The 23,082-nt window shown below is 64.6% G+C and carries 23 protein-coding genes; 14 read left to right on the top strand and 9 right to left on the bottom strand.

Going from position 1 to position 23,082, the window contains the following annotated elements:
- The first annotated feature begins 36 nt into the window (after positions 1-36).
- A complete protein-coding gene (locus tag NVV79_RS18960; RefSeq protein ID WP_303992587.1) occupies positions 37-363 on the top strand; it encodes a DUF1491 family protein in 327 nt (108 codons plus the stop codon).
- Positions 364-472: 109 nt separating this feature from the next.
- Here NVV79_RS18960 and NVV79_RS18955 read toward each other — a convergent pair whose 3' ends face one another.
- The gene (locus NVV79_RS18955) at positions 473-1,624 is read right to left on the bottom strand and encodes a DUF2336 domain-containing protein (RefSeq protein WP_303992585.1); all 1,152 of its coding nucleotides are present in this window, start codon (positions 1,622-1,624) and stop codon (positions 473-475) included.
- 365 nt (positions 1,625-1,989) lie between these two features.
- Here NVV79_RS18955 and NVV79_RS18950 point away from each other — a divergent pair, with 365 nt between their 5' ends.
- The 5 genes from NVV79_RS18950 to NVV79_RS18930 all read left to right on the top strand — a co-directional run bounded on the left by NVV79_RS18950 (position 1,990) and on the right by NVV79_RS18930 (position 6,549).
- Positions 1,990-2,805, top strand: coding sequence for a hypothetical protein (locus NVV79_RS18950; RefSeq protein ID WP_303992583.1), 816 nt, complete (start codon positions 1,990-1,992; stop codon positions 2,803-2,805).
- A 22-nt stretch (positions 2,806-2,827) separates the two neighbouring features.
- Positions 2,828-4,030, top strand: a complete 1,203-nt coding sequence (chrA, locus tag NVV79_RS18945; protein WP_303992580.1) for a chromate efflux transporter — start codon at positions 2,828-2,830, stop codon at positions 4,028-4,030.
- Between the two features lie 53 nt (positions 4,031-4,083).
- Entirely contained in the window at positions 4,084-5,148 is a 1,065-nt protein-coding gene (locus NVV79_RS18940; RefSeq protein ID WP_303992577.1) for a D-alanine--D-alanine ligase family protein, read from the top strand.
- 257 nt (positions 5,149-5,405) lie between these two features.
- Positions 5,406-5,786, top strand: a complete 381-nt coding sequence (locus NVV79_RS18935; protein WP_303992574.1) for a GFA family protein — start codon at positions 5,406-5,408, stop codon at positions 5,784-5,786.
- A 22-nt stretch (positions 5,787-5,808) separates the two neighbouring features.
- Positions 5,809-6,549: a hypothetical protein gene (locus tag NVV79_RS18930; RefSeq protein ID WP_303992571.1), complete on the top strand. Its 741-nt coding sequence runs from the start codon at positions 5,809-5,811 to the stop codon at positions 6,547-6,549.
- Positions 6,550-6,576: 27 nt separating this feature from the next.
- On the opposite strand, the gene NVV79_RS18925 is transcribed toward NVV79_RS18930, so the two are convergent.
- The 6 genes from NVV79_RS18925 to NVV79_RS18900 all read right to left on the bottom strand — a co-directional run bounded on the left by NVV79_RS18925 (position 6,577) and on the right by NVV79_RS18900 (position 12,652).
- Positions 6,577-8,139, bottom strand: coding sequence for a M28 family peptidase (locus NVV79_RS18925; RefSeq protein ID WP_303992568.1), 1,563 nt, complete (start codon positions 8,137-8,139; stop codon positions 6,577-6,579).
- A gap of 222 nt (positions 8,140-8,361) precedes the next feature.
- Positions 8,362-8,907: a hypothetical protein gene (locus tag NVV79_RS18920; RefSeq protein WP_303992566.1), complete on the bottom strand. Its 546-nt coding sequence runs from the start codon at positions 8,905-8,907 to the stop codon at positions 8,362-8,364.
- Positions 8,904-9,476 carry a DUF1214 domain-containing protein gene (locus tag NVV79_RS18915; RefSeq protein ID WP_303992563.1) on the bottom strand — a complete coding sequence of 191 codons (573 nt, stop codon included), beginning with the start codon at positions 9,474-9,476 and terminating at the stop codon, positions 8,904-8,906. Before NVV79_RS18915 ends, NVV79_RS18920 begins: the two co-directional genes overlap by 4 nt.
- Before the next feature lie 377 nt (positions 9,477-9,853).
- Positions 9,854-10,186 carry a helix-turn-helix transcriptional regulator gene (locus NVV79_RS18910; protein WP_303992786.1) on the bottom strand — a complete coding sequence of 111 codons (333 nt, stop codon included), beginning with the start codon at positions 10,184-10,186 and terminating at the stop codon, positions 9,854-9,856.
- Between the two features lie 21 nt (positions 10,187-10,207).
- On the bottom strand, positions 10,208-10,456 hold the full coding sequence (locus tag NVV79_RS18905) for a type II toxin-antitoxin system RelE/ParE family toxin (RefSeq protein ID WP_303992561.1): 249 nt from the start codon (positions 10,454-10,456) through the stop codon (positions 10,208-10,210).
- Positions 10,457-10,495: 39 nt separating this feature from the next.
- Complete coding sequence (locus NVV79_RS18900; RefSeq protein ID WP_303992558.1) at positions 10,496-12,652, bottom strand: transglycosylase domain-containing protein; 2,157 nt, start codon at positions 12,650-12,652, stop codon at positions 10,496-10,498.
- A gap of 191 nt (positions 12,653-12,843) precedes the next feature.
- Here NVV79_RS18900 and NVV79_RS18895 point away from each other — a divergent pair, with 191 nt between their 5' ends.
- Positions 12,844-13,299, top strand: coding sequence for a YcgN family cysteine cluster protein (locus NVV79_RS18895; protein ID WP_303992553.1), 456 nt, complete (start codon positions 12,844-12,846; stop codon positions 13,297-13,299).
- Positions 13,300-13,439: 140 nt separating this feature from the next.
- Here NVV79_RS18895 and NVV79_RS18890 read toward each other — a convergent pair whose 3' ends face one another.
- Together NVV79_RS18890 and NVV79_RS18885 are read right to left on the bottom strand one after the other, a co-directional pair.
- Complete coding sequence (locus tag NVV79_RS18890; protein ID WP_303992551.1) at positions 13,440-14,024, bottom strand: mobile mystery protein B; 585 nt, start codon at positions 14,022-14,024, stop codon at positions 13,440-13,442.
- Positions 14,017-14,352 carry a transcriptional regulator gene (locus NVV79_RS18885; protein WP_369684744.1) on the bottom strand — a complete coding sequence of 112 codons (336 nt, stop codon included), beginning with the start codon at positions 14,350-14,352 and terminating at the stop codon, positions 14,017-14,019. The genes NVV79_RS18890 and NVV79_RS18885 overlap by 8 nt, the downstream gene beginning before the upstream one ends.
- Before the next feature lie 358 nt (positions 14,353-14,710).
- On the opposite strand from NVV79_RS18885, the gene NVV79_RS18880 reads away from it, so the two are divergent.
- The 7 genes from NVV79_RS18880 (at position 14,711) to NVV79_RS18850 (ending at position 23,064) form a co-directional block, all read left to right on the top strand.
- A complete protein-coding gene (locus tag NVV79_RS18880; RefSeq protein WP_303992547.1) occupies positions 14,711-15,364 on the top strand; it encodes a diguanylate cyclase in 654 nt (217 codons plus the stop codon).
- Between the two features lie 340 nt (positions 15,365-15,704).
- Positions 15,705-16,961 carry an Hsp70 family protein gene (locus NVV79_RS18875; RefSeq protein WP_303992544.1) on the top strand — a complete coding sequence of 419 codons (1,257 nt, stop codon included), beginning with the start codon at positions 15,705-15,707 and terminating at the stop codon, positions 16,959-16,961.
- A 132-nt stretch (positions 16,962-17,093) separates the two neighbouring features.
- On the top strand, positions 17,094-17,480 hold the full coding sequence (locus NVV79_RS18870) for a DUF2147 domain-containing protein (protein ID WP_303992541.1): 387 nt from the start codon (positions 17,094-17,096) through the stop codon (positions 17,478-17,480).
- Between the two features lie 102 nt (positions 17,481-17,582).
- Entirely contained in the window at positions 17,583-18,011 is a 429-nt protein-coding gene (locus tag NVV79_RS18865; RefSeq protein ID WP_303992539.1) for a hypothetical protein, read from the top strand.
- Entirely contained in the window at positions 17,989-21,936 is a 3,948-nt protein-coding gene (locus NVV79_RS18860) for a glycoside hydrolase TIM-barrel-like domain-containing protein (RefSeq protein WP_303992537.1), read from the top strand. The genes NVV79_RS18865 and NVV79_RS18860 overlap by 23 nt, the downstream gene beginning before the upstream one ends.
- Positions 21,929-22,693: a glycoside hydrolase family 108 protein gene (locus NVV79_RS18855; protein ID WP_303992534.1), complete on the top strand. Its 765-nt coding sequence runs from the start codon at positions 21,929-21,931 to the stop codon at positions 22,691-22,693. Before NVV79_RS18860 ends, NVV79_RS18855 begins: the two co-directional genes overlap by 8 nt.
- 77 nt (positions 22,694-22,770) lie before the next feature.
- Complete coding sequence (locus NVV79_RS18850) at positions 22,771-23,064, top strand: hypothetical protein (protein WP_303992531.1); 294 nt, start codon at positions 22,771-22,773, stop codon at positions 23,062-23,064.
- Positions 23,065-23,082: the final 18 nt, after the last annotated feature.

Below are 23,082 nucleotides of genomic sequence, written 5' to 3'. Positions count from 1 at the left end.
GAACAGCATGATCTTACCGGCCCTTGCATGAGGGCCTTGCGCAGCGATTTGTGGTGCGGCGTTTTCGTTCGCCGCCACAACGATCTCGGCAATATTTGCGTGGTGGCGCGCCGCGGCGACCCCATTGCCGGCCAGGTTTTCATCGAGGTCGATCATCTCGATGGCACCCGTTCGCTGTTCACGCCGGCCCCGATGGCCAGCCGCCAGGACGATGCGAGCCTAATCTTCCAGCGCCGCTTCAATCGCGTGGAGCCGCCCAAGGTGACGGAGCGCATCGCCCAGGAGGTCAAATTCGACCCCGATCTCTGGGTGCTGAGCCTCGACCTGCGTGGGGACGATCTCGGCATCGAGGTCATCCAGTAGTCCTCATGGTGAGCCTGTCGAATCATGAGGGCGTGGCAGGATAGCTCCACTCGCTCGACCTCGTGGTTCGACAAGCTCACCATGAGGTCTCTGTTGTTCTCGTAGAGGTTCAGCTCGCGCGACGGGCGCCGATGCGGGCCAGGGCCTCGATGGCCTGATCGACCACCGGATTATGGGCCGGAGCCAGCGTATTGGCCGGGGCACGGCGCGGGGCCGCTTCGACGAAGGGCCTGTATTCGGGCTTGTTGAGCTCGAGCAGGTTCACCTCGCCGCGCCAGGCGCTCATCAGGTAAGCCATTGATTCCGGGGTGACATTGCCGAACAGGGTGGCGAAATCGGCCAAAGCGCGGGAGCGCTCGCTGTCGTGGCTGGTGGCGTGGATCAGCACCTTGAGCCCGTCATAGGCGGTGCAGCCAAAGGCGCGCAGGATGACGAAGAGCGAGGCGCCGGTAACGTCATGCGCGATCTGGCCACAGCGCACTTCGTCGAGCCCGCTGATCTGGGACAGCAGGCGGGTGACTTCGGGACGGCGATTCTCGGAGAAGAGCTTCATCAGCGCCTTGGTCAGCTCGGCATTGGCGACGGTGATCTGCTCGATGGTCTTGCTGATCGGTGCCTTGGGCGTTTCGCGATGGGCGAAAGCCTGGATGACCTTGACCCGGTCGATGTCGGAAAGGTCGAAGAAGGCCGGAGCCAGCAGGGCGGCGTCGAAGTCGGCGCGCTTGGCCAGCGATTCGGCGACCATGTGGTCCATCTGCGCGGAGCGGGCCAGGGCGCTGAGATAAGCGCCGCGCGGCACGATCGAGGTATTGGACGCCAAGGCCCGGTAAACCTTGCGCGAATTCATCTGGAACAGCTTGGCCAGGACGACATTGGAGAGATCGGCGCGGGCCGCGATGGTGGCCGCCGCCGGTACGTCATAGCGGGCGATGATGTCGAGCATGGTGGGCTCGGAGAGGTCGACGGCGCCGGAAAGGAACTGGTTGAGGTCTTCCCCGATATTGTCGACCACCAGTTGTTCGAGGGCAGGGGACAGCATTTCGGCGCGGCCCAGAATGGCGGCGCCCTTGGCGCGGGCCTGCGGGCCGGCAATGGGGAAGAGCCGCCCGGCCAGGGCTTCGAACTGTTCCAATTCGGGATGGGTCGGCTTGCCGCGCCGCGCATAGGCGTCGCAGGCCGCGATCAGCAAGGTATTCGTACGGTCGACGCCGCCCGTCTCGATGAGCAGTTGAAACGTCTCGTAAGGCTGAAAACCAAGCATATCTGGAGGACCGTCTATCCGGAATCGCATCACATTCGATGCGCATTCACTCTTGCCGCGAATTCGTTAGCAGACTGTTAACCTTGACGATCTCTTAATGCGGCTATGAGCGGGTCGGTGCGAGGGGCGTCACGCGACTGATTTGCAGCGCAAAACCGTGGCCTCCAATGGGAATGGAGGAGCGAGCGAACTGGAGGCCGGCTTGGGAAAGCTCGTTAAATTCGATCAGCGGCCAAGAGCCACAAAAGGTGGGGCGGACAAGCCCGGCAACGCCCAGATCCTTATTTTCACCGGGGTACGTTATGAGCGCGGGACATCGCAGCCGCCAAACACCAGGCTCGATCCTACGCGGCCCAAGCGTAAGCGTGGATAAGTTTTCTCGCCTGGCCGGCGCATTGGCCCTGGCCGCCGTGCTGGCCGGCTGCGTCGCGCGACCCGTGGGGGATTTCGGTCGCGCCGCGCCAAGCTGGACCCATGACACGGCCATGCCTGCCGCCGGCGAGGTTATCGCCGCCAACAGGCGGGAGCCGGTTTCGAGCTTCAACAAGACCGACCAGGAAGAGGAGATGCATGACCGCGTCTGGCGCTTCCTGGTGGCCGTTCATGCCAAGGACTGGCAATTCGACAGCGCCGTGGAACTGCAGCGCACCCGCATCGTGCGGCCGCGCGACGAGCGCTTCACCATCGAGCGCTATTACAACTGGCTCAAGACCACCCAGTATCAGTCCTCGCGCACGCGCTATGCGACGGTGGGCCGGCATGTGACGGCCGATATCGACACGCTGCCGACGACCTTTATCGCCATCTGCAAGGTGATCGAGATCGACCGGCAACGCGCCATTGCCTATGGCGGGCTGGGCCACGACCTGCCGCCACGCCTCGGCGAAGAAGTGGCGGCGCGGAAATATGAAAATGACGCTTTTATCGACTGGTTCGTGCGGGCGCTGAACTATCGCTATTCGAGCTATGACTACGCGCTCGACAACCTGCTGGTGGAAACCCCGCATGAGCAGTCGCTGGCGGTGGACGAGGCCTTGCGGCGCATGGCGGTGTTCGTGAACCGGGCCAATCGCCGCGATTTCTGCGCCTCGCCGGGTGGGCATCCCGGTGGCGGAGGCGGTGTCGTCATACCGTCACGCTTCCAGAATATCGGCGACACCGAGATCGTGCTGCCGAAATAGGGCGGTGAGTTGGGGGGTGGGCGTGGAGAGAGCAGCGAGAACCGGCACGGCCGACGAAGTGTTTCTCGCTTTCCTCAAGCTCGGACTGACCTCCTTCGGTGGGCCGATTGCCCATCTCGGTTATTTTCGCGACGAGATCGTGGTGCGGCGGCGCTGGCTGGGCGAGGCCGAATATGCCGACCTGGTGGCTTTGTGCCAGTTCCTGCCCGGACCAGCATCGAGCCAGGTCGGGTTTGCGCTCGGGCTCTATCGGGCCGGGCCGCTAGGGGCGCTGGCAGCCTGGGCGGCATTCACCCTGCCATCGGCCGCCTTGCTGGTGGTCTTCGCGCTGGGCGCGGCCATGCTGGATGGGCCGGTGGCGCAGGGCGTGCTGCATGGCTTGAAACTGGTGGCCGTGGCCGTAGTGGCGCAGGCCGTGTGGGGCATGGCGCGCAGCCTGACGCCGGACCGGCAAAGGGCGACGATTGCCGTGGCGGCGGTTGCCGTGACGATTCTGCTGGCCGGATCGCTGGGACAGGTGGCGGCGATTCTGCTCGGGGGACTGGCCGGGCTGGTCTTCTGCCGGGACGGGGCGGGGATGGCGGCGCCGATGACGCGGTTTCCGGTGAGCCGGACGGTTGGCTTGGTGTGCCTGGGGCTGTTTGCCGTGCTGCTGGTGGGCCTGCCGATACTCGCGGCGTCGGTCAATGCGCATGGGCTGGACCTGTTCGACGCCTTCTATCGCGCCGGTTCGCTGGTGTTCGGGGGCGGGCATGTGGTGCTGCCACTGCTCGATGCCGAGACGGTGGCCAGCGGCTGGGTGAGCAAGGATGCGTTTCTCGCCGGCTATGGGGCGGCGCAGGCCGTGCCGGGGCCGCTCTTTACCTTTGCCGCCTATCTGGGCGCCATGGGCGGGCCGATGCCGAATGGGGTGCTCGGCGCGGGTATTGCGCTGGTGGCGATCTTCCTGCCGGGCATGTTGCTGCTGGTGGGCGCGCTACCCTTCTGGGACGGGCTGCGGGCGCTGCCGCTGGCCCAGGCGGGCATGCGCGGCGCTAATGCCGCGGTGGTGGGGATACTCGGGGCGGCGCTCTACGATCCGGTCTGGACCAGCGCGGTGCTGACACCGCTGGATTTCGCGCTGGCACTGGCCGGCTTCGTGGCCTTGGTGGCCTGGAAGGCGCCGCCCTGGATGGTCGTGCTGCTGCTGGCACTGGCCGGTGGGGTGACCGGCGCGCTCGGATAGGCCACAAGACTGTATGGCGAATCTGCCTTGCGGCAGGCGCGGACAGTCTGGAGATGGTCATGGGTGAACGGGTGCGTATCGCGGTTTTGTTCGGTGGACGGTCGGCCGAACACGATGTTTCGGTACTGTCTGCCACCAATGTGCTGGCTGCGCTGGACCCCGCTCGCTACGACGCCGTGCCTGTTTTCGTGACGCGCGAAGGTCATTGGCTGCTCAGCAGTTTTGATGACGGCGTGCCGGCCCAACCGGCTACAGGCACAGAACTCTGCCTTGTGCCGGGTGGGCGCGGGCGGGTGCTGGCACTGCCGACCGATGGCGCGGCTTACGCCTTGCCCGATATCGATATCCTGTTTCCGGTGTTGCATGGCCTGTGGGGCGAGGACGGCTCGGTGCAGGGACTGGCGGCGGTGGCGCGGGTGCCGCTGGTGGGCTGCGGCATTGCCGGCTCGGCCAATGCGCTCGACAAGGACCTTGCCAAACGGCTGCTGAAGGAGGCCGGGGCGCCCGTCGCGGCGTCGGTCACCATTGTGCCGGATACTGCCCCGGACTTCGCTGCGCTGCGGGATGCGCTGGGCCTGCCGATCTTCATCAAGCCGGCGCGGCAGGGCTCGTCGGTGGGTGTCAGCAAGGTGTCGTCGGAGGCCGACTATCGGGCTGCTCTCGTCGAAGGCTTCAAGCATGACAGCAAGCTGCTGGCCGAGGCCTTCATTGCCGGCCGCGAAGTGGAATGCGCGGTGCTGGAGGACAAGGACGGGAGCTTGTTCGTCTCCCGCATGGGCGAGGTCGTGCCGGCCGCAAGCCACGGCTTTTACACCTATGAGGCCAAGTATATCGATGCCGACGGGGCGGCCCTGCTGGTGCCGGCCAGCCTGCCCGAAACGGTCGAGGCCGCGATGCAGGCGGCAGCCGCCAGGGCGTTCCGGGCGCTGGGCTGCGATGGCATGGCGCGGGTGGATTTCTTCGTGACCGAAGACCTGAAATTCCTGGTCAACGAGATCAACACCATTCCCGGTTTCACCGATATCAGCATGTATTCCAAGGTGATGAATGCCAGCGGCGTCGGCTATGCTGATGTGATCGACCGGCTGGTGGAGCATGGACTGGCGCGCGGCGGCTGACGGGGCAGGATTGCACCATCTCGCGCGGGCGCTATTGTGCCCCGGTTGGCCGGAGGGCGGGGCGTCGGACTTCTGTGGCTTCCGTCACCCCACCCTCAATCCCTCCCCATCAAGGGGAGGGAGGCGCCAGCGCTGACGCCCGTGTTCATCGTCTCCCTCCCCCCTTGTGGGGAGGGATCAAAGGGTGGGGGTGGGCCAAAGCGCCGGACGAATGAACAAGTCGAAATGAACACTTCCGGCTGGCTAGAGGGGATGACATGCATAAGGGGTCCTGCCTGTGCGGCGCGGTGCGCTTCACCGTCGAGGGTGATCTGGCGGCGCCGACGGCCTGCCATTGCACGAAGTGCCGCAAGCATACCGGACATTATGAAGCCGGCACCGATGTGAAGCGCAGTGCACTCACCGTGTCCGGCGAGGAGCATGTGACCTGGTTCTGGTCGTCGGAGAAGGTGCGGCGCGGCTTCTGCGCAATCTGCGGATCGTCGCTGTTTTTCGATCCGCCGCAGCGGGACTGGATCGGCATCTATATGGGGGCCTTCGACACGCCGACGCATGTGAAGCTCGCCATGCATATCTTTGTGGCCGACAAGGGCGACTATTACGACATCGCGGACGGGCTGCCGCAGAACCAGCAATGACTGACGTGGGCGGAGATCGGGTTTGATGGACGCCATTGTGCTGACCGCCACGGTGCATGATCCGGTAGGACGGCTCGCGCCGGCCACGCGGCGGCTGGCCGGTTCCTTGCGGCAGATTTTTCCGCATATCGCCCTGAATGTGTCGGATGCGACCAGGCCCGAAGTGCTGGCGGAACTGGAGGCACTGGGCGCTGATATCATGACCCATGCGGCGGGCGAGGCCATTATCGGCAAGGCGCGGCGCGATGCGGTGGCCATGGCGGCGGGGCGGCCGGCGCTTTATGCCGATTTCGACCACATGCTGCGCTGGATCGAATGCGATCCGGAAGACCTGAGCCATGTGCTGGCCGAGCAGCCGGAGGTCGACATGCTGGTGGTGGGGCGTTCACCCGAGGCGCTGGCGCGCGAGCCGCAGCGGCTGCAGCAGAGCGAGCGGCTGGTCAACCATGTCCACGCCCTGCTGACCGGGGAGAACTGGGACCTGATGTTCGCCATTCGCCGCCTGTCGCCGGCGGCGGCCGACCTGATCGTGCGGGAGAGCCGGGTTGATACGCTGGCCAATGATGTCGACTGGCCGCTGCTGGTGCGTGGGGCGGGGATGGCGCTGGGCTATGCCGAGTCCCATGCGCTGTTCTACCGGACGGTGGAAGAATTCGGCGACGCAGAAGACAGTGGCGATGACGAGCCGCTGCAATGGATCAGGCGACTGGAATTCGCCGCGCAGCATGCCGCGGCGATGCGGCCTTATCTGCGGGGGAAATGAGAAGGGGGCTTGCGCCCCCTTGCCAGGTCAGTGGATGGGGCCGAGGACATTGCCTCGACTGTCTTCCGGCGGGAAGCCGGAGCCGCGAAGCTCATCGAGCGTCATCTCGTTGACGGCATCGATGATCGCCGCGAAGGCCCGCGTCGAGCGCACCATGCCCTCGGTCGGCACCAGTTCGGGCGTGTCGAGGCTGGTGTGATAGATCACATGGTTGATGATGTGGAATGACGGGGCCAGGCCGCCATTCTTGGGCCCATCCTCGACGCCGTAAACCGAGACACCGAAGTCCACGAGCTTCTGCAGCGCCATCTCCTCGAATTCGACGCTGCCAAGGGCATTCCAGCGCGAGGCGCTCATGCTGTTGGTAGGCGTCAGGTTCTCGTTATACATGTAGAGCAGGGTCTCGGACGGATGCTCCATGGTGAGCTTGAGCGCGACCTTGCTCCAATCGTATTGCTCCTGGAAATAGTCGCTTTCCACCCCTTCTTCGGCATCACCATGGTGATGGTCGGGGAAGGAGATGAACTTCATCGTCCTGGGGCGTTCCTCCACCGGCAGTGCCGCATAATGGCGGGCGATTTCGAGCGCGCTGGCCATGCCGGAATTATTGTCCGTTGCGGCCTGGAAGTAGCCGTCTGTATGGGCCAGGACCATGATCTCCTCCTCGCTCGAGCCGGGCAATGTGGCGATGGTATAGGCCGTCTCCACATTGAGGGTTTCGGGCAGGTCGAGATTGAGGGTGAACTCCACGGTTTCACCGGCGCCGAGCCGATCCCGCAGCGCAAAACCCTCGTCCTGGCTGATGGTGACCTGGGGGACTTCCTTGATCCCGCCCTCAGGCTGGAACTGGCCATTGCCGGGCACCGCGATCACATTGATGATCATGGCCGCGCCAAGATCCTTCGCGCGCGTATTGGCATCGAACAGGCCAGCGCGATCGGAAGCCGAGTGGCTTCGTCCGCCCGGCACGAAGGTGGAGTAGATGACGACGGCCTTGCCCGCCACGTCGCGGCCAAGGAAGTCGGCCTCGGCGCCGATACCCACCCAGATGGCTTCGGCCGTCAGGTCTTCCGCATTCGTGCCCATCGTCCCGGAAGCGGGGAAGACCGTGTTCAGCGTGACTGGCTCGCCCCCATCGACGGTATAGCTGGCCGTCCAGCCATTGGGGCGCCAGTCCTGCGGGATGACGAAGGGTATGGTTTCGATGGTCATGCCCAGACGCTCATATTCGTCCGTCATGTATTTCATGCCCTCGCGGTCGGCGTCGGTGCCGGGGAACCGCCCCCACCACTGGCTGTTCACACTGTCCCGATAGTCGAGCGCGATGGCGGAGAGGTTGACGATATCCTGCTTCATGCGGGGGCCGTCGATGTCCGCATAGGCCTCCTGGCCCGGCTTCAGGGGGAATTCGGGATATTGCTCGTCGCTGAACAGCGTCGTGGCGTGATCGCGGGGCAGGCCAACGCCGAATTGCTCGGCGGTGGCGGGGCCGTCATCCATCTGCGCGAATGCAGGACCGGCGGCGGCAACCCCCAATGTCACGAGGGTCGCATTCAGCAATCTCCTGGTCGTTCTGGAAAAGTTCGTCACAATATTGCTCCTCAAATAGTCAGACTCCGGCCCATGCAGGCGGGTCGAAAAATGGAGCCGCGTGCTCTCCTCGGGTCCGGTGCCCTCCTCTTCGCAAGTCGCGTGCCAAACGGAAAAACCTGCAGATGGGCGCGTTTTATCGGCGCATCGGCAATTCGTTGCCGAGGGTTCGCGGGAATTTGGCAAGATATTGCCGATGGAGGCCTGTCGCCGCCGGCGCTTCTAGCCCCGCGTGCCGCATTCGACTTCGGACAGTTCCTGTTCGAAGCGGTGGCGCATGGCCTGGTGGGGCGGGGCGAGGCGGACGAGGATGAGGAGCTGGTCGCTGGTGGATTCGACCACGAGCAGGCCTTCGGCGATGTCGAGCTGCTGCTGGGCCAGCAGGCGTGTCTGGGCCGCGTTGAAAATGCCCAGTTCGAGCGTCTTGCCGATGCCGTCGCGATTGGTGGTCGAATAGGTGACGATGCCGGACGTGTTGAACAAGGCTACCGACCAGAAGGCCTCGGGCAGCACGCCGCTGACATAGGCGGGGCCATTGTCCAGATCGACGCGGCAGAGGCCGTAGGCCAGGGCGGGGTCGAGCCCCAGCGAATTGGGCTCGCCGGCCACGACGCGGGGCAGGATGACCATGCGGTTATCGGCATCGAGATCGGCCACGCGGCTCCACACCGACTGTTCGGCCAGGGCCGGCAGGGTGAGGATGACCACGATATGGATGATGCCGCCCAGCACCACGCCACCCAGCAGCCAGAGCAGGAAGCGGATCATGCGCATGCCCCACGGATGATCGATGGCATCGAGGCATCGCTGGAAAAGCCGGAAAAGGCAGCGGTGTCGTAAAGGGTCAGCACCAGCTTGAACGGACCTTCGCCGGTCAGCTCCAGCCAGTTGAGGGGCTGGATCTGCGTGCCGACATTGATGATGATGGAGCCATCTTCGGCACGGGCAATGGCGCTGCTGCGCATGGCGGGGGTGACATCGGGCGCGGCGATATTGATGCCGGCCTCGTCCTGCGCCACCAGGGTCCAGAAGGTGGCGAGCGGGGTCTTGCCGTCGATGCGATAGGTGCAGTTGCGGGTGAGCGGCTGGCCGTCGCTATCCGACGTGGCAGTGAATTGCAGGCCCTCGGACTGGCCGAGCTCGAAGGCGGCGGTGCGCGCGAGATGGCCGCGCGTATAGGGATTGGGCGCGTTGGCGCCGACATCGGGCCAGGCGGCCCACGGCCCCACCTGCGCCACGCCGAACAGGCGCCCGTCGGTGAGGGCATAATAGCTGAGGCCGAACCCGACCCCCAGCGCCACCGCAATCATCATGAGCAGGTAGAATACGAAGCGCACGGTTCAGCGGCTCGGAAATGCTGGAATCGGCATGGGCGGCGGAACCTGAGCGCGGAGTAGCTGGACTGGTTGTAGCAAGGGGGGGCGGGGAGGCGGAAGGGCGGTTATTGGCCACCGGTCAATTGGGTTGGACCATCGTGGTCGTCATTGGCCGCACGGGCCGATAGCTGCAGCCCCAGTGCCCGCATGACTCCCAGCAGGGTGGAGAGGCGCGGGTCACCCTTGTCGCTGAGGCCTTGTAAAGTCCTTCACGGGCGCCCGATCTTCCGGGGTTTTGAGGAAGTCCTGAATATCAAACTTGGTGGTTTCGAGGGGCATCAGAGTTCCTTTGCCATCTGCTTGCCTGGCGATATCGCGGTTTTAGGATGGGTCTGACATCAAATCAGATCGTCGATTGTGACGCGCAGGGCTTCGGCCAGCTTGCGCAGGGTTTCGACGGAGCCGGTTTTGCGCCGGGCTTCAATGTCGGCGATCTGCACGCGATTGACGCCGGATGCGGCGGCCAGGGCGGACTGGGTCATGCCGCGCAGGTTGCGGAATACACGGACCGGGCTCTCGCCGTCGATCATGCGGTCGACAAATTCGGATGGAATCAGCTCTTCGCGGCCTGCCGCAAGGTCGGCCTTGATACGATTGTAAGTCTCAAGATCGGCAAGATCTTCGGCTGCCTCGCGGAGGCGATCGTATTCGGCACGTGGAATTGTGATCATTTCGTTCAACAGCGATCTCCCTTACCCATAGATACTGCCTCTCGGCCCGATCTCCAGAATTTCAAGGACGACGCCATCATCCATGATGACTCGCCAGTCACCAACGCGAAGCCGGATCAGGTTGCTGCCGTGCAGGGCCTTTATATTGTTGGCCTGGGACGATGGCTCGGCGGCGAACTCGTGAATCTTGTCGCGAATGCGCCGCGCGGTGTTTTGCGGCAGGCGGCCAAGGGTGCGCAGCGCGGCTTTGGTGTAGACGACTGGCTTCACAAGCCTAAATGTAGCTCGGGACTACATTGTAGTCAATAACTACATCCCCTGCATCCCGGCCGGCACGCTCGCCTGATGCCCTGCCGGCACGGCGGTCTCCAGCGTCGCCGCAAACCGCCCGGCCAGGTCGACCAGTTTGCGGGCGGCGGCAGGGGTGAGGCTGGGGGGGCGCTGGATGATTTCTTCTTCCAGCGCATCGGGATCGGCTTCGGCGACCACCTGCGGTTCGGGCACGAAATCGACGCCGAAGACCGGCAGGATTTCGATATTGGTATGGGCATAGGCCATGAATTTCTGCCAGGCCATGGCGGGCAGCGTACCGCCGGTGAGGTTGCGCGTGGCATGATAGTCGTCATTGCCCATCCAAACGGCGGCGACGTAGTTGCCGGTAAAGCCGCAGAACCAGGCATCGCGGTAGGATGAGGTGGTGCCGGACTTGCCGAGCACGGGCACGCCCTCGATGCGGGCGCGGGTGCCGGTGCCGCCGGTGACGACGCCACGCAGCATGGAATTCATGTTGGCCACGGTGGTTTCGCTGAGCACGCGCTCGCGCGGGGCATCGGGATCGACCTCATAGACCAGTTCGCCATTGAGGGTGGTCATGCGGGTAATGCCATAGCCCGGGGTCTTGTAGCCGTGATTGGCGAGCACGGCATAGGACGAGGTCATGTCCAGCACCGACACCGAGGCGACGCCCAGCGCCAGCGAGCGGGTGACCGGATAATCGGCCTGCAGGCCCATGCGGTGGCTGAGTGCGGCAATGGGCTCGCGACCGGTCTTGATCGAGAGGGTGACGGGGACCGTGTTGAGCGACTGGGCAAAGGCGCTGGCCAGGGTGACCGTACCCTTGTAGTTGCGGCCGTAATTGACCGGGCACCAGTCGCCGATGCAGACCGGGCGGTCGGTGATCAGATCGCTGGGCGTCAGGCCCAATTGCTCGAAGGCTTCGGAATAGACGAAGATCTTGTAGGCCGAACCGGGCTGGCGGGTGGAGACGATGGCGCGGTTGAACTGGCTCTTGGCATAGTCGGTGCCGCCGACCATGGCGCGAATGGCGCCCTGGGTATCGGTGACCACCATGGCGGCCTGGCTGACATCGTATTGCGCGCCCTGTTCGAGAATGGTCGAGACCACGGCCTCTTCGGCATATTTCTGTAGCGTGGTGTCGATCGTGGTACGGACGACGAAATTGTTGCTCGCGTGGTGATGCGCCTCGATCAGGTCCTTGGATTGCTCGAAGGCCCAGTCGAGGAAGTAATTGGGAGAATTGGCATCGTCGGCTCGGCTGATCGGGGTGGCCGGATGACGCCGTGCCGCAGTGACCTGGCCCTCGGTGAGGAAGCCGGCCGCCACCATGTTGGAAAGGACCAGATTGGCGCGGCCGCGTGCGGCAGCCAGATCGACGTGGGGCGCATAGCGGGTCGGGGCCTTGAACAGGCCGGACAGCATGGCGGCCTCGGCCAGGTTGATGTCCTGCACCTTCTTGCCGAAATAGTAGTCGGAGGCCGCCACCACGCCGAAATTGCCGCCGCCCATATAGGCGCGGTCGAAATAGAGCTTGAGAATCTGGTCCTTGGAATAGTGCCATTCCAGCCAGACGGCGAGGAAAGCCTCGATGATCTTGCGCTCCAGCGTGCGCTCCGAGGAGAGGAACAGGTTCTTGGCGAGCTGCTGGGTGATGGAGGAGCCACCCTGGGTGGAATTGTCACCGGCGGCATTGCTCATCAGCGCGCGCAACGTGCCGACCACGTCGATGCCGAAATGGTCGTAGAAGCGCCGGTCCTCGGTGGCCAGCGTCGCCTTGAGCAGGTAGTCGGGCATGTCGTCGAGGGCGACGGAATCGTCCGAACGGATGCCGCGGCGGCCAATCTCGGTACCATAGCGATCCTGGAACAGGACCGAATAATCCTCGGCCTTGTTGAATTCGCCCGAAGCGGTGGCGTCGAAGGCGGGCAGGGCCAGGGCCGCCATCAGCACGCAGCCGATGGCGAAGAAGGAAAAGCCGTCGCTGAGAATTTCCACGAAGAAGCGGCGGATACCGGCGACGTGGAAAATGCTCATGAAATCCTGGAAGCGCGTATAGCCACGGCCCAGCGCCTGCCAGAATTCGTAGAGCGAGGAATCCAGCCACGCATCGGCGGCGAGCATGCTGCCCGATTTCTTGCGCTTTTCCTTGGTATAGAACGGATCCTGCACCAAATGTCCCCGGAGCTGGTTTCACGGACTGTTGTCCGCAAGCGGCGATCAACGCAATGCAATCGCTGGAATATGATTGCGTTGCGTCACAGACAAGGGCAAACCGGCAACAGGCTTAGCGGCTGCCCGGAAAATCTGCTCTGGCGGCCAGAGCAAGTTTCCAAGCAGCCTTTTACCAGCCGCGAGTTAAAATGGCCTTCTGGGAAGAAAAAACGCTGGACGAAATGACCGATGCGGAGTGGGAAGCCCTCTGCGACGGCTGCGGCCGCTGCTGCCTGATCAAGCTGGAGGACGAGGAGATCGGCCTGCTGATCACCTCGGACGTGCGCTGCCAGTTGCTCGACGGCGATACCTGCACCTGTACCGACTATCCCAACCGGCAGAAGAAGGTGCCCGACTGCATCAAGCTGACGCCGCAGAATGTGCGGGAAATTCCCTGGATTCCCACCACCTGCGCCTATCGCCGCATTGCCGAAGGCAAGGGTCTGGCCTGGTGGCACCCGCTGGTCTCGGGCGACCCGCAGACGGTGGTGGATGTCGGCGTCTCGGCGCGGGGCCGCACCTTCGCCGAAAAGGACGTCGCCCCCGGCGAATGGGAAAACCACGCCGTAGACTGGCCCGAATGGGACCCGCCGGAGCGGCTTTAGCCTGTGTTGAGTTTCGCGTGATGGCGGCCTGCAAACGACAGCTTTCTGCGCTTCCGGTGCTCACGTACCAAACGTACGCTCCGCTCGGGTTCTCGAAACCCGCCGTTTTTGGCTCGCCCTGACGTGAGACTCAACACAGGCTAGGACCGCACGAAGGCGAGAAGCGGTGCAAAATCGTGATTATCGGCCGCATGCAGGGCGGCCAGATAGGCTTGGCGGGTTGCGCCGGCGGAGTCGAGGCTGTGGCGGCCCCAGGTGAAGGGTGCGACGCCGAGCTGGCGACACATGAGGTCGGCGGCGAGTCGCGTATGGCGTCCGTTGCCATTGGTGAAGGGATGGATCAGCACGAGGCCATGATGGAATCGCGCGGCCAGCTCGTCAGGCGGCCAGGTCTGGTTGGCGCGCCAGTAACCCACGTCATCGAGAAATTGGCGCAGCCGAATGGGAATCTCGTGCGGCAGGGCGCCGATATTGGTTTCGACCTGCCGCAACTGACCGGCCCATGACCAGACATCGTCGAACATGCGGCGGTGCAGCCGGCGCAGGTAGTCTTCTGACGTCAGCGCGACCCGGCTGCGCAGCGCCCAGGCGCGGCCGGCAAGGATATTGGCTTGCTCGGCCGCGTTGAGCTCTTGGCGGGTAGTGATCCACGATTGGCGCAGGCCGCGCTGATCCCGAGGGTGGAGAGGTGTCGATCCCTCCGGCCCGGCAAAGATGTCAGTCATTGTCGCGCCACAGATCGCGTTCGGAGATGTGATCTTCGATATAGTCCCTGACCTGCTGTCCCAAGGGACCGGTGACCTGCTGGTCCTCCAGCGCCATAGTGTGGGCAACGCCGGATATGGCGGCCATGGCCAAGGCCTCGGCGCGCCGTTGCACCAGGGCTTCCAGCGACGTGTTGGGGACCAGTGCATAGACCAGGGTGCAATCCATGGCGGTGGCGGCCCGACGTAACGTGTCGAGCGTTATACTGCCCTTTGCTTCGGAAAGCTCCATATCGGCAACGGACTGCCGGCGAACGCCCATTATCTTGCCGAGTTGGTCGGCGGACATTCCCAACACATCCCGCATAGCCCTGACCCAGCCTTTTTGCCGGGGGGTGATACTGGCCTGCCGGTCGCAATGGCGCGAGCCGGTTGTCCAGCTTTTCGCGGGCGTGCAGCAGTTTCCGATTCCAAGCCATCGCATGCTCCTTTGCAGGTCATGACCTGACATTACGAAAATTTTGGCAGGTTAAGGCCTGTCATAAAATATAACTTGTAAGGCTATAGCCTGTCAATATATGTCAAATAGCAGGGTATAGCCTGTCATCAATTTGGTCTGGTGGGAGGTCTCTCCTACGTATTTACACGTCATTAACCATTCCTGTGGCCTGATCCCGCGCAGCGCGAGCCTAGGATGGGCGATGACCATGACCGACACCGCGATTATCAAAGATCAGAGCGAGCCGTTCTGGACCCGGGTCCGGACGGCTTTGGCGCTGTTGCGACCTGTGCGGCAGGAGCGGGTGCCGGCCTATGGGCAGGCGGCCATTGCGCGATCCATCGGCATGAAGCCCAAACTGGGCGAGCGGATCGAAGGCGAGCTGGTGCGGGGCTGGAACCATGCGGCGGCGCGGCATGTGTCGCTGAGCCTGCTGGTGATCGAGATCGACCGTTTTGCCGACTATTTCACCGCCTATGGCAAGGTTCAGGCCGACCAGTGCCTGCTGACCGTGATGCGGGCCATTGCCGATGTGCTGCCGCGCGAAGGCGATAGCTGCCTGCGACTGGGCAGCGCCAGTTTCGTCATCGTGCTGCCCGACATGCCGGCGCTGATGGCGCGGGCAACGGCCGGCAAGATTGCCGAAGCCGTGCGGCAACTGGCCATGCCGCACAAGGAAAGCCATGCCGGCATCGTGACGCTGGGTATGGGACTGGCCGTGACCAATCCACGCGGCGGCTATGACAAGAAATTCTTCGAGGCCGGCGCCGAGGCGCTGAAGAAGGCCCGCCGCCGCGGCATGGGCCGTATCGAAGGCGTGGATCTGCGGCCGGCGCAGGAGCGCAAGCGCCGGGCGGCTTGAGGCCGGCCCCGTCCTTCCTTCTCCCCTTGCGGGAGAAGGTGCCCGAAGGGCGGATGAGGGGTTTTGTCCTTTACATCTAGGCATGGGGTAACGCAGACCCCTCACCCGCTTTTCCGCTGACCGCGGAAAAGCCCCCTCTCCCGCAAGGGGCGAGGGGGCGGCTCCACTCCAGCCGATATGGCTCCACTCTTGTTGCTGGTCCGGCTTGCCAGCGGTGGCGTGAGCCACTAAGAAGCCCGTCCCAAATCTTGCCCGTCGCGTTTTCCGAACCGGAAAGTGGTGCCCACTTTTCGGAAAGCGCTTTTTGCGCCGGCGGGCGCTTTCCTTTCGGATGGCAGCCATGACCCTTGTTTGCGGCCTCGACTTCGGCACGTCCAATTCGACCATTGCACGGCGCGACAGCGGCGGCGTGCCGCAATTGCTCAAGCTGGAGGACGGGCGCGAGACCATTCCCAGCGTGATCTTCTTCGGCTTCGAGGATGACCGGATGTATTTCGGCCGGCAGGCGGTGGCCGAATATGTGACCGGTGCCGAAGGAAGGCTGATGCGCTCGCTCAAGAGCGTGCTGGGCACGAGCCTGATCGGGGACACGACGCGGGTCAAGGCGCGCAGCTATGGCTTCATCGAGATATTGGGCATTTTCATCGCCGAGCTGAAACGTCGGGCCGAGGCGGAGCTGGGCGGACCGGTCGATACGGTCGTGTGCGGGCGGCCGGTGCATTTCGTCGATGACGACCCGGTGGCCGATGCGGCGGCGCAGGGGCAGTTGGAAAGTGCGGTGCGCGCCCAAGGGTTCCGGCAGGTCGATTTCCAGTTCGAGCCGATCGCGGCGGCGCTGGATTACGAGCGGCAGGTGACCAGCGAACAGTTGGCGCTGATCGTCGACCTGGGCGGCGGCACGTCGGACTTTTCGGTGGTGCGGGTGTCGCCGGAGCGGGCGCGGGCGGCGGAGCGGGGCGACGATATTCTGTCGACCGCCGGCGTGCATGTCGGCGGTACGGATTTCGACCGGCTATTGTCCATGGGCAAGGTGATGCCGGAACTGGGGCTGGGCACGCGGACGCTTGATGGCAAGAGGCACCTGCCGGTGGCGCCTTATCATGATCTTTCCACCTGGCACCGCATCAACCGGCTTTATACGGCGCAGACCCTGCGTGACCTGCGCGGGACGCGGCGCGAGGCGCGGGTGCCCGAGCGGGTGGAGATGATGATCGAGTTGATCGAGGACCGGCTGGGACACCGGCTCGTCGGCGCGGTGGAAGCGGCCAAGATCGCGCTGTCGGACGCGGCGACGACGGATTTCGCCTTTCCGGTGCGCGACCGGTGGATCGAGACCACGATTGAAATCAATGATTTGACCACTGCGCTGCACAATTCGGTGGAGCGCATTGAATCAACAATTGAAGAGGCGTTGCGCCGGGCAGGGGTATCGGCCGAGGCGGTCGACAGCCTGATCTTGACGGGTGGATCGACGCAGGTGCCGGCGATCGCCGCGCGGCTGCGGGCGCTGTTTCCGGCGGCGGAACTGGTGCGGACGGACGTGCTGGGCAGCGTGGGGCTGGGCCTGGCGCTGGATGCGGCGCGGAAGTTCGGGTGAGCATGAACCCAATCTGAACATCAGGTTCGCGATGGGTTCAGTGCGGTTATGGCATTTGCGCGGTCAACCAAACTCATTCACGCCGTGGCGCCCTTGCGGGCTGGCCTTCGGCGTGCCGTCGAGGAGACGACCATGACTGTTGCAAAGACCATTGCCGCCGCCGTTCTGGCCCTTTGTGCCGCGGCCCCCGCCTTCGCCCAGGACCTGACCCCGGTCGGAACCTGGCAGACCACGACCGGTGAGTCGCGCTATGCTGTGAGCTATTGCGGCGATGGCACCGAACTCTGCGCCAAGCTGACCTGGCTGCGCAAGGATGCCCAGACCCCGGAAAACCTCGCGCTGCTGAATCAATATGTGGTGCAGGGCGCCCAGGCCACCGCCGAGAACAAGTGGCGCGGCACGGTGAAATACGAGGGCCATACCGTGTCCGGCTCGGTGACGCTGGTCAACGAGAGCAGGCTGAGCCTGCAGGGCTGCAAGCTGATCGCCTGCCAGAAGGTGGATTTCGTACGGATCTGATTTTCGGCGGAATGCTGAAGATTGGAGGCCCCGTTGCGCTGCAGCGGGGCTTTTTCTTATCCATCTTATCCCCGCGTCACGGTGATCGGCTATAGTTCAGGCATGGTCACGAAATTGGGTCACGAGACGGAGCCGGGGGCTCCGATCCGCTGGGATATCATCCGGGCGGAATATGAGGGTCGCCACTTCCTGCCCGCCGTCATCTGCAAGCGCCACGGCATCACGCTGGCGCAACTGCGCTATCGGCGGGAGGTCGAAGGGTGGCCCAGCATAAGGGCACGCGTGGTGCGCCATGAAGACCTGGTGGCGCGGATGCTCAAGGTTCTCGACAAACAGATAAGGCGACTGGAGGCGGCGGTGGACGAACCGATCGACAAGCAGGCCAATGTGCTGAGCATACAGGTCAAGACGCTCGACAAGCTGATCGAGATGGGCGCGGCGCAACGCAATGTGGAGCCGCCGACCAGGAAGGACATGACCGACCTGCGCAACAAACTGGCCAAGCGCATTGAGCAATATCGCAATCGCTGAACCGGATGGCCCCCTGTTCGTCGATCAGCCGAAGCTGACCCCGCAAGAGTTTGCCGACCGCGTAGACGACGCGGAGGCCGTGTATTTCGACTGGAATTCCTGGGCGCTGGACAAGCAGCGGCCGCCGAAGGGCGACTGGACCACCTGGCTGCTGCTGGGCGGTCGCGGCTCGGGCAAGACACGGGCCGGGGCTGAATGGGTACGGAGCCTGGCGGCGCAGGAAATCGGGCCGATCGCTTTGGTGGGCGAAACCATGGCCGAAGCCATTTCCATCATGGTGCGCGGGGAGAGCGGCATATTGAATGTGTGCTCCGAACTCGAGCGGCCGACGCTGAGAGGGCAGCGGCTGATCTGGCCCAATGGGGTCGAGGCCATGGTGATGTCGGCATCGGACCCGGACCGGTTCCGCGGGCCGCAATTCGCGGCAGCCTGGTGCGACGAGCTGGAATTGCTCTCGCCGGAAAATGCCGGGGCCAAGGGCTTTGGGCAGGAGCAGCAACAGGAAGACGTTGTCGGTGCGAGCTTTGCCGTGGCTTTCTGCGAGGGCGAGGTGCACCGGCTGGGGCGCATCTGGACCGATGGGCAACTGCTCGATACGGCGGGGCTGACGCTGCGTTTTTATCGCGGCACCGAAGACCAACTGCCCGACGGGCTGATCGAGGCCACGCAGGGCGTGGCGCCAGCCTATCGGGGGCTGTGCTATCTCGTGGTCGAGCAATTGCCGCTCAACCGCTTTGGCAACCGCATTCCGCAACTGTCGGTGGAATTGTGCCGGGTGGTGGGGGACCTGGAACCCGATATTCGCGCGGTGACCATCATCCCTGGGGCGACGGAATTCGGCTATGATCCGGTGCCGCGCGTGCGCATTGCCGGGCCGGGGCAGACGGTGGGCGAGAATACGCATCTCGCCGCCAATGTCAGCGACTGGACGGCCTCGATCGACGAACTGGTCGCGCTGTGCCCTAATCTCGAGCATGTGGCGCTTGTCGTGACCTGGTTCGGCAATGACCTGCGCTGCGGCAATTGCGCCATCGGGCCGCGTGTCGAGGCGGCCGACAGGACCGTGCAGGGCACGAGCTGGAGCGTGGCCGGGCTGGGGCGCGGCGACGTGCCTGTCGTATCGAGCCATGATGGCGGGGCGGCCTATGGCGGCACGCCTTCGGACGCATCGGTGCGGGCGGCGATTGCCGACCTCAAGGCACGCGGACTGCGCGTGACGCTCTACCCCATGGTGATGATGGATGTGCCGGCGGGCAACGGCCTGCCAAATCCCTATGGCGGGACGGGGCAGGCGGCCTATCCCTGGCGCGGGCGGATCACCTGTCACCCGGCGCCGGGGCGGGCGGGATCGCCGGACAAATCGGCGGCAGCGGCGACGCAGGTGGCGACATTTGCGGCGGCCTATCGGCAGATGGTGCTGCATTATGCCGGACTGGCCGTGGCGGCGGGTGGCGTCGATACGCTGATCATCGGCTCGGAAATGGTTGGCCTGACCACGGTGCGCGGGGCGGGCAACAGCTTTCCCTTCGTTTCGGCGCTGGTGACGCTGGCGGCCGATGTGCGGGGCGTGGTGGGCGCGGGGACGAAGCTGACCTATGCGGCGGATTGGAGCGAATATTCGGGCTACCAGCCGGGCGGGGGCGAAAAATTCTTTCACCTCGATCCGCTCTGGGCCTCAGCCAATATCGATGCTGTCGGCATCGACAATTATATGCCGCTGGCCGATTGGCGGGACGGGCAGGGCCATGCGGATGCGACTCTGGCGGCGTCTACGCATGACCTTGACTATCTCATGGGCAATATTGCCGGCGGCGAGGGCTATGACTGGTTCTATGCCAGTGATGCCGACCGGCGGGCGCAGGTGCGGACGCCGATCACTGATGGGGCGCATGGCGAGCCGTGGGTGTGGCGCTACAAGGATATTCGCAACTGGTGGAGTCAGGCACACCACAACCGGCCGGGTGGGGTGCGCAATGGCAGCCCGACGGCGTGGGTGCCGGGCTCGAAGCCAATTCTGTTCACGGAGTTGGGCTGCGGCGCTGTCGACAAGGGGGCGAACCAGCCGAATATCTTCGGCGACCCCAAGAGTGCCGAGAGTGGGCGGCCGTATTTTTCGACCGGGACGCCAGATCCGCTGATCCAGCGGCAGGTATTGCGGGCGCATCAGGCTTTCTGGCGCAATCCGGCCAATAATCCGGCCGGCATGGTCGATGTCGAGCGCATCTATCACTGGACCTGGGACGCGCGGCCCTATCCGGCCTTTCCGGCGCTGAGTGATGTGTGGGCCGATGGCCCGAACCATCGCAACGGCCACTGGCTGACCGGGCGGCTGGGCGGCATGGCGAGCGACGAATTGGCCAGGGCCGTCGCCGCGGACCATGGGGTGGCACTGAGCGCCGAACCGGCTGCGCCGCTGGTGGGCGGGTTGGTGCTGGGCCATGCGACGACCGCGCGCGAGGCGCTGGAGCCGTTGCTTGATGCGACGGGGCTGAGCCTGCGCAACGGGATTGATGGCCTGCATCTGGGCCTGGCGCGGCGAGGCGGGGCGATGGCGCTCGACGCTGAAGAATTGGCGCAAAGCGAGGGCGCGACGCTGTCGCGGAAGCGCGGCGATCCGGCCGAGGCGCCGGGGCGGCTGGCGCTGACCTATCTCGACCGCGAGCGAGACTACCTGAGCGGTACGGTGACGGCACTGACCGACGGGACCGGGCCGCTGGTGGGCGAGGTCATGGCAATGACGCTGGATGGCTCGGGCGCGCGGCTGGCCGCGGAGCGGATGCTCGATGGGCGCAGCGCGCAGCGCGAGACGCTGGATTTCAACCTGCCACCTGCGGCGCTGGCGCTGGAGCCGGGGGACCTGGTGGAAATCGATGGGCTGGCCGAAGGGCCGTTCGAGATCAGCGAAATCCGCGATGGGCTGATGCGGCGGGTGACGGCGCGGACGCTGCCTTCGGGAACCGCCGTGGCGACCGGGATCGATCGGCCGTTGGCCGGGGGCACGAGGCCGGCGGTGCGGTCGCTGCCGCTGGTGGCGCTGGCGCATCTGCCGCCGTTGCCCGCCGACCCTGGCCGGTCGCGGCTGGTGGCCGCGGCCTATGCGCAACCCTGGCCGGGCAGCGTGCAACTGGTCGATGACGCGACCGGGGCGCTGGCGGTGAACCTGCCGCGGCGCGGGCTGCTGGGGACGCTCGAAACACCATTGCTGCCGGGACCGACAGGCGTGTGGGATCGGGGCAATGTCATCGAGGTGACGCTGCTGGCGGGGCACCTGGCCTCGGTGGAACCGCTGGCCGCGCTGTCGGGCGGCAACCGGTTCGCCATCGAGGGGGCCGGCGGTTGGGAGGTGATCGGCTTTGCCGAAGCCGAACTGGTTTCGGCCGGGCGTTATCGGCTGAGCCGGTTGTTGCGCGGACTCGAAGGCACGGAGGCCGGTTCGGCAACCGCCGGGAGTCGCGTGATGGTGCTCGACTCCCGGGCGGTGACGCTGCCGATGGAGCCGCGCCTGTTGGGCGAGATGCGGGATTTCCGTGTCTATGCCGGGGCGAGCGATATCGAAGGCACGAGCCTCACGGCCGAGACCGGGTTGGGGCCGGCTCTGCCGCTGGCGCCGGTGCATCTGCGGGCTTTGCGCGATGATGCCGGCGATATTGGCCTGACCTGGATGCGGCGCAGCCGGGCCGATGGCGATGGCTGGGGCGTGGCCGACAGTCCGCTGGAACACGCGCCCGAGCGCTATCGGATCACGATCCTCGATGGCGGGACGGCCGTGCGGGTGCTGGAAACCGGCATGCCTTCCGCTAGCTATGCGAGCGCCGCGCAGGTGGCCGATTTCGGCGCGCTGCCGGCGGCGTTCGATTTCACGATTGAGCAACTGAGCCCGGTTCTGGGCGCGGGGCATGCGGCGCAGGGGGAATTCCATGGCTAGAAGCCGGTTCGATATTTGCCTCGACGAGGTGCTGCGCCAAGAGGGCGGCTATGTCGACCATCCGTCCGATCCCGGCGGGGCTACCAATATGGGCATTACCCACAAGACGCTGGCGCGCTGGCGCATGGTGTCGCCGTGGTGGAACCTGCCCAAGAGCGCGGTGATGGAATTGCAGCGCCCGGAAGCGGCGAAGATCTATCGCGCCAGCTATTGGGATCGCTGCCAGGCCGGGCAATTCCCCGCCGGGCTCGACCTGGCTCTGTTTGACTTCGCCGTCAATTCCGGTCCCGACCGGGCCATCCGCACGCTGCAGGCCGAACTCGACGTGGCTGCCGACGGACAGGTGGGGCCGCTGACGCTGGGCGCGGTGGAGAGCTATGCCGCGCGCAAGGGGCTGGGTGTGCTGATCGGCGCGCTCTGCGACCGCCGGCTGGCTTTCCTCAACCGTTTGCCGACTTTCGCCACGTTCGGCCGCGGCTGGACCAACCGTGTTGCCGCGGTACGAGCCGCGGCGCTGGCTACTTCCGGCACGACGGCGCCGGTCGATACGATCACACTCTGGAGAACGATCATGGATATTCTCAATGGCTACAAGACCTATATCGTCGCTGCCTTCATGCTGCTGGCGGGCCTGGCGCAAATGCTGGGAATCGACCTGCCGGCACTCGAGGGCAGTTCGGCGGGCCAGCTCATCATGGAAGCGCTGGCCGTGCTGTTCCTGCGCAAGGGGCTGAAGGGCGATATCGGGCGGGCTTGAGGCTCAAAAATTTGGCTAAAGACTTGCGCTTTGCCTCATTCATGTCCCATTCAGCAACGTCGCCCTAAGTTGCTGCCATGAAAACCTTGACCTCGAAATTCCTTGCTTCGATCGCAGTCGCGCTGGCGGTTGGCCTTGCCTCGACCGGGGCGGCCAATGCGCAGGCGTGCCTCGACAAGCGCCAGATCCAGGATGCGGTGTCGTCCGGCCAGATCATGTCCCTCGATGCCGTACTGGCTTCGGCCGGCGTTGGCGGCAGCGCGGAAATCCTTTCCGTTCAGGTATGTGACGAAGGCGGCAGGCTCGTCTATATTATCGGCGTACTGACGCCCGAGGGGGAAGCTCAGAACCTGGTTCTGAGCGCGCAGTAACGCATAGACGCATCGGGG

This window comes from Devosia ginsengisoli (assembly GCF_024707105.1).
Classification (GTDB): Bacteria; Pseudomonadota; Alphaproteobacteria; order Rhizobiales; family Devosiaceae; genus Devosia; species Devosia ginsengisoli_A.
The sequence above is the reverse complement of the archived record's forward strand: the minus strand, read 5'-3'. Positions and strand labels throughout refer to the sequence as shown.

Coding starts and splice junctions, on each gene's coding strand:
- NVV79_RS18955 (WP_303992585.1), bottom strand. CDS start 1,624: ATGCTTGGTTTTCAGCCTTACGAGACGTTTCAACTGCTCATCGAGACG.
- NVV79_RS18940 (WP_303992577.1), top strand. CDS start 4,084: ATGGTCATGGGTGAACGGGTGCGTATCGCGGTTTTGTTCGGTGGACGG.
- NVV79_RS18935 (WP_303992574.1), top strand. CDS start 5,406: ATGCATAAGGGGTCCTGCCTGTGCGGCGCGGTGCGCTTCACCGTCGAG.
- NVV79_RS18920 (WP_303992566.1), bottom strand. CDS start 8,907: ATGATCCGCTTCCTGCTCTGGCTGCTGGGTGGCGTGGTGCTGGGCGGC.
- NVV79_RS18910 (WP_303992786.1), bottom strand. CDS start 10,186: ATGATCACAATTCCACGTGCCGAATACGATCGCCTCCGCGAGGCAGCC.
- NVV79_RS18895 (WP_303992553.1), top strand. CDS start 12,844: ATGGCCTTCTGGGAAGAAAAAACGCTGGACGAAATGACCGATGCGGAG.
- NVV79_RS18890 (WP_303992551.1), bottom strand. CDS start 14,024: ATGACTGACATCTTTGCCGGGCCGGAGGGATCGACACCTCTCCACCCT.
- NVV79_RS18885 (WP_369684744.1), bottom strand. CDS start 14,352: ATGTCCGCCGACCAACTCGGCAAGATAATGGGCGTTCGCCGGCAGTCC.
- NVV79_RS18880 (WP_303992547.1), top strand. CDS start 14,711: ATGACCGACACCGCGATTATCAAAGATCAGAGCGAGCCGTTCTGGACC.
- NVV79_RS18875 (WP_303992544.1), top strand. CDS start 15,705: ATGACCCTTGTTTGCGGCCTCGACTTCGGCACGTCCAATTCGACCATT.
- NVV79_RS18870 (WP_303992541.1), top strand. CDS start 17,094: ATGACTGTTGCAAAGACCATTGCCGCCGCCGTTCTGGCCCTTTGTGCC.
- NVV79_RS18865 (WP_303992539.1), top strand. CDS start 17,583: ATGGTCACGAAATTGGGTCACGAGACGGAGCCGGGGGCTCCGATCCGC.
- NVV79_RS18855 (WP_303992534.1), top strand. CDS start 21,929: ATGGCTAGAAGCCGGTTCGATATTTGCCTCGACGAGGTGCTGCGCCAA.
- NVV79_RS18850 (WP_303992531.1), top strand. CDS start 22,771: ATGAAAACCTTGACCTCGAAATTCCTTGCTTCGATCGCAGTCGCGCTG.